This window comes from Pseudomonas syringae group sp. 247E2 (assembly GCF_032587795.1).
GTDB classification, from domain to species: Bacteria; Pseudomonadota; Gammaproteobacteria; order Pseudomonadales; family Pseudomonadaceae; genus Aquipseudomonas; species Aquipseudomonas amygdali.
This window is the reverse complement of record NZ_JAWHPK010000035.1, coordinates 1-1,386: the sequence shown is the minus strand read 5'-3', so window position 1 is coordinate 1,386 and position 1,386 is coordinate 1. Positions and strand designations below refer to the sequence as shown.

The 1,386-nt window shown below is 55.1% G+C and carries 2 protein-coding genes and 1 pseudogene; all 3 read left to right on the top strand.

Annotated features, from left to right (window positions below; genetic code table 11):
- Window positions 1–338, top strand: a pseudogene (locus RYC18_RS24775) (type VI secretion system tip protein VgrG); the annotation flags it as partial.
- Complete coding sequence (locus tag RYC18_RS24770) at window positions 335–1,216, top strand: DUF4123 domain-containing protein (protein WP_316886966.1); 882 nt, start codon at window positions 335–337, stop codon at window positions 1,214–1,216. The pseudogene RYC18_RS24775 and the gene RYC18_RS24770, both read left to right, overlap by 4 nt.
- The coding region (locus RYC18_RS24765) for a hypothetical protein (RefSeq protein ID WP_316886965.1) at window positions 1,206–1,386 on the top strand (181 nt) is incomplete at its 3' end. The genes RYC18_RS24770 and RYC18_RS24765, both read left to right, overlap by 11 nt.

Below are 1,386 nucleotides of genomic sequence, written 5' to 3'. Positions count from 1 at the left end.
TAGTTGATGGGTTACTGGCACACGCCGGGCAGGAAATTCATCTCAAGGCCGGTAACAAGCTGATCATCGAAGCAGGGCTGGAGATCACCTTCAAAGCCGGTGGCTCCTTTATCAAAATCGACGCCGGCGGCGTGACGGTCAACGGCTCGCAGGTGAAGCTCAACTCAGGAGGCAGTCCTGGGAAAGGCTCGGAGGCGGCCCCGCTCTTGCCAGATTTGGCAATAAAGCCAGATGGGGGCGATTCAGGTGAAATGCTGGTTCCCGCACAGACACAGGCGATAAAACGCACGCCATTTTGTGAGGAATGCGCACAAGCAGCCGAGAAGGCAAACAAATGAATCAGGCCAATTATCTGTTGGTTGATGGCATGTTGCGGTCTGGGGCCGTAAAGCAACTTTATCGGCGTGACGAGCATCTTGAGATCGTTCCGCTGTATCTGGGCACACGTTGGGCTGGCGTCATGGATCTAGGGCCGATACTTGTACACGCACCTTATCCATCCAGACTGATAGAAGAGTGGCACCAATATCCTGAAGAGCGGGCCGACGGCTGCATTTTTTTCAGCGATGCGCCTTTGAAAATCGTCTCGGCGCATTTGCAGCATTTTCTGAACCCGGTCAATTACCTGGGTAACTCAAGTCTGCTGCGTTTTGCAGATCCGCTGGTGATGCATTACTGGCTATCCAGCTACGGAGCTGAACAGTTGAGCCCGACGCTCGGGCCTATAGATCAACTGTGGGTCCAATCCCCTTTACGCAGTTGGCAGCGTAGTCTCGGCTCAACCATCACCACATTTGTTAATCAACGTCCGCAACAAACCTCTCAGCAGAGCTTCACTCTGCTGTGCGATCCGCAGTTGAAAGCCTTTGAAAGCTGTTATCGATGGCTGTTCGAAGAACGTATTCATGACTGGGTCAAGGCTCACGATCCGCAAGCCTTCGTGAAGCAAAGTGATGATCAGATCGAAAGCTGGCTGAATCGAGCTTTGGACAGCGGGCTCGCGTGGGGACTTATCAGTGAATACGCATTAGCGACATGGGCCGACATCTGCCACGACTGGGGTCTGGATTTCATCAACTCGCCACAAGGTCACTGCACCTCCTGGCAGACTTTATACCCCGAGCATCAGCACCTGGCCCCGGAACTGCGCATAGCCGCGCTTGATGAACACCGTCAAAAAGTCCGTAACAACAGGGATGCCCCGCATGACCGATAAACACGGCACACACCAGCAACGACGTGCCGCACTGTTCCCCAAGACTCCGGCGACGGCCACCAGCCTTTGTCCGTTCAGAGGAGCGAACGTCGCCATCGTGCCGGTGCGCTACGCGCTGGATCGCTCCCGCTACGACGCCGCGCCCGAGAAGCTGAAACCATTGCCGAAAC

What these genes read in the sequence shown, in the direction of transcription:
- RYC18_RS24770 (WP_316886966.1), top strand. Translation starts at nt 335, where the DNA reads ATGAATCAGGCCAATTATCTGTTGGTTGATGGCATGTTGCGGTCTGGG.